Genomic DNA, 3,591 nt, shown 5'->3' with positions numbered 1-3,591 from the left:
AAGGACAAGGTCTATTCGCTTCACGAACCCGAAGTAAAATGCATCGGCAAGGGCAAGGAACACAAGAAATACGAGTTCGGCAACAAGGTGTCAATTGCCCGGAGCTACAACGGCCTCATCGTCGGCGCGGTCGCGTTCCGGGACGAGTATGACGGACATACGATAGACGATACGCTTGACCATGTTGAACAAATGCTTGGATTCAGGCCGAGCCGGGCCGCATGCGACCGAGGCTACCGCGGACAAAAGGAATCCGGAACGACAAAGATCGTGATACCGGACGTCCCGAAGAAAAACGCGACTTACTACCAGAAGGAAAAGGCTCACAAGCTTTTTTGCAAGAGGGCTGGCATCGAACCAATCAATGGTCACTTGAAGAGCGACCACCGCATGGGTCGCAACTTCTACAAGGGAATCTTTGGCGACATGCTCAATGCAAAGCTTGCAGCAGCGGCGTTCAACTTCAAGAGGGCCATGAGGCGCTTTTTTGTCCTGTTGGAATGGCTATACTTTTTTTGCCTTCTGTGGAACGGAATGAACAAAAAATGCGAACGTCCTTATCTTGCGCTCGCGAAGTGACTTTTTAAGGGTCAACTAAATAAAGTGATGAAATTGCAGAACGATTTGGTTGACGTAATGCCGACGCGGGCTTTCATTTTTTACAACGGCAAAGGTCCGTGGGACCCGTTTAAACTTTTGCGTAAAAATTATTCCGATTACTTTTTTAAGCCTGTGTTGCCTTTTCAATGCCATTTCATCGACATGAAAATGATTTCGGACGATGATTGTTTGAAATGTGAAGACGTCGCAACGGCGATGGGTGTAACCGCGATGAAATATGCGTTTAACAGCAAAAAATTGCGAGAGGCATTGTTGCAATTTAAAGGTCGCTTTCAAAAGTTGCCGCCCGCTGAGGCTAAAAACCTTTTGGAAAAAATTTCATTATATTTAAAGGAGTTCTTGGACGATAAAGTCCTTGAGGAGTTGAACGTGGCATTCGTAAGCATTGGACAAAAGTACGGTTTCGTCAGCGCCGGCGATGTCTTTCGCCAAAGGCTCGCTGAAGCTACAAAAACGGCTTTAGGAAAAGGCAAAGCGGAAGGACTTTCCAAGGGCATTCTGCAAGAAAAACTTTCCCTCGCCAAAGGCTTCTTGAAAGAGGGAATTCCGATTAAGACCATTGCAAAAGTCACAGGTCTCTCAATCGACGAAATCAAAGCCTTGTAAAAAAAGAACCGCGAAAGCGGTTCTTTTTTATGAGGAATTGATGATATATATGCATAATTAACAATTGAGAATTAGGCGCGCCTTTGGCGCGCTTGTTATAAATAGCAGCGAAGCTGCCTAACTTTATAATTGTTAATTGTTCATTATCAATTATGCATTATTAGCCAATGCACAATTGAAATAATGGCGGCGAAGCCGCGCAGGGAAATGCGAAATTTTGAGGCAAATTTTGAGCGCAAAATCGCATTTTTAGAAATTTAGCGGACGAATTTTAATAGCAAAATTCCATTCTTAAAATCCTCATTTTTAACCAAAATCATCTCAACCTACGTAAAGTTGCAACAAGCCTACATCTCGGAAGATGGTAGCATCGGTACTTGGGCTTTGATCGGTTACAAGGGCCCGGGCAATGTCACTGCGACTTCATCTAAAACAACCAATTTCTCTTATACCGATGGTGTTGAAGCTAAAGCGGACTTACCTGAACAAGACAAAATTGGTTGGACTGCAGAAAATAATGTTCAGTTAAATGACTGCGGGGCTAAAAGCAAATGGACTATTGCTATGAAAAAGGCTGCCGCGTCTAGTGGAAACGCAGCTGCTGGTGACGCAATCTTTACCGCAAAAGTTGGCGGAGATCAGGGCGACGCAGGTTGCACTGCTTTGACCCCGTCCTTTGACAAGATTGGTAAGTAATTACCCTTTGCGTTAAAAGCTTAAATCCTAGCCTTTCGGGGCTAGGATTTTTTGTTTTAAATGCAAATACGCTCCCGAAACTTCGGGCGCGTATTGTGTAACTTGTGAAAAGTTAGATTAATCGCTAGTCTTAGTAGTCAACTTTTCAAAGCTCGGGGTGAGCTGACGGCAGTTAGATCCATCTTCGATGACTGCTGTATAAACTGCAGAACCACCTGTTGTTTCGTTCGCTATTACATTAAGCGTCCACTTCTTGCCTTTTGCGCAATCGTTCAAAGCAACATTGCTTTTTGCAACCCAAGCGTTTTGCATTCCGGCAGTAAGGAGTACAGTATTATTTTCTGATCCGTCATATGTGAACACAGAAGAGTTATTCATTTGATAACCGATAGCCTTCCAGCTACCAATGGAATCGCTCGTTTCCGAAATATACGCATCTTGCAACTTTACGTAGGTTCCAGCATTTTTGGTCATCTTTACAAGTTCTCGGGAAGTTTATAATTTTCCACGCAAAATAAGGGAATTTTTTACTCAATTTTTTTTAGGATTTTGAATGGCGCATTCTTCGACAATTAACTGGAAATCTTGGAAAATCATCTTTGCGGTGTTGCTTGGAATTTGTCTTTATGGAATGTTGCCACCCAAACTTTCTTCGATTACTTTTGATTTTACTGATCTTCAAATGCGTTATAACGAAGTGAGTTTGGCGCACGAAGGCATCAATCCGTTTTATGTTTGGAATCACGAAATCGAACATGAAAAATATTGCGGTTGGTATCGCCCCGATATGAAATCAAACTGCAACGGAAAAGAAGAAAAAGTGCATTACTATCCACCGTGGCATTTCACATTTTTTTGGTGGTATCCTTATTTTCCGAAAATTGTTTGTGCAGGAATTTTCTTTTTTTCCTATTTAGCGATTTTCTTTTTCTTTTTGCGGTATTTGTCCAAGTGGGCTCCGCCTGGAATTTTAGACCGCATTATTTTCTGGGAAATTCTTGCGATGAGCATTTTTGACCCTTTCTTTCGGGTAATTGATTTATTGAATTATAGCCCGCTTTTACTTGTCGCCATGTTTGTCTTTTGCCAAGCGATGCAGCGCAATCGTCAAATTCTTCTCGGGCTCGCTTGGGCTGTTTTAATGATTAAACCGCAAATCGGTGCGCTTTTTATTTTCCCGCTTTTGTTTTCGCACAAATTCAAAAGCATTGCGATTGTTGTGGGTATTTGTTCGTTGGCAACGTTATGGCCCGCATTTATTTTTCACGAGTCCCCCATTGATTTGGTTCTGCAAATTTTTAAAATGGGCGAGCCGTATTTGAATGGGCAAGACTGTTATGTCTTTTCTAGAAAATTAGTTCATTTAATCGGGCCTTCGGGGCGTTTTATTTGGGCGGCGTTTTGCGTGATTCTTTGCGGTTCTCTGTGTTTTTTTGTTTCGAAAAATTCCATCGATACTTATTCGCATTTCGCCGGTTTTACTCTGCTTCCCGATTGTCAGTTATTATAATACTAATGATTTTATTTTGCTTTGGCCGTTACTTTTCCTTTTTGCTCTCACATTATTTGATCGCGGTTATTTTTTAGCTTCGCAAAAAGCGAAGTTGATTTTGATGGCTTTATTTTTAGCGCAGCTTTTGCCGCATTTCCTTGCGACTTATTCGCCTT

General features: G+C 42.2%; 5 protein-coding genes. 4 read left to right on the top strand and 1 reads right to left on the bottom strand.

Annotation, left to right across the window (positions count from 1 at the left end; translation table 11 throughout):
- The 3 genes from B0H50_RS10130 to B0H50_RS10120 all read left to right on the top strand — a co-directional run.
- Positions 1–579, top strand: a 579-nt coding sequence (locus B0H50_RS10130; RefSeq protein WP_146193731.1) for a transposase, incomplete at its 5' end; no start/stop codon positions are given.
- Between the two features lie 27 nt (positions 580–606).
- Positions 607–1,227, top strand: a complete 621-nt coding sequence (locus B0H50_RS13680; RefSeq protein WP_233244738.1) for an RpnC/YadD family protein — start codon at positions 607–609, stop codon at positions 1,225–1,227.
- A gap of 336 nt (positions 1,228–1,563) precedes the next feature.
- A complete protein-coding gene (locus B0H50_RS10120) occupies positions 1,564–1,923 on the top strand; it encodes a hypothetical protein (protein WP_109587657.1) in 360 nt (119 codons plus the stop codon).
- 117 nt (positions 1,924–2,040) lie between these two features.
- Here the strand turns inward: B0H50_RS10120 and B0H50_RS10115 are convergent, their stop codons facing one another.
- Positions 2,041–2,397 (bottom strand): hypothetical protein, encoded by a 357-nt coding sequence (locus tag B0H50_RS10115; protein WP_109587656.1) that lies wholly within the window; start codon positions 2,395–2,397, stop codon positions 2,041–2,043.
- 79 nt (positions 2,398–2,476) lie between these two features.
- On the opposite strand from B0H50_RS10115, the gene B0H50_RS10110 reads away from it, so the two are divergent.
- Entirely contained in the window at positions 2,477–3,433 is a 957-nt protein-coding gene (locus B0H50_RS10110; RefSeq protein ID WP_109587655.1) for a glycosyltransferase 87 family protein, read from the top strand.
- Positions 3,434–3,591 lie beyond the last annotated feature (158 nt).

It is taken from the genome of Hallerella porci, from assembly GCF_003148885.1.
In the GTDB taxonomy this organism is placed as follows: Bacteria; Fibrobacterota; Fibrobacteria; order Fibrobacterales; family Fibrobacteraceae; genus Hallerella; species Hallerella porci.
The sequence above is the reverse complement of the archived record's forward strand: the minus strand, read 5'-3'. Positions and strand labels throughout refer to the sequence as shown.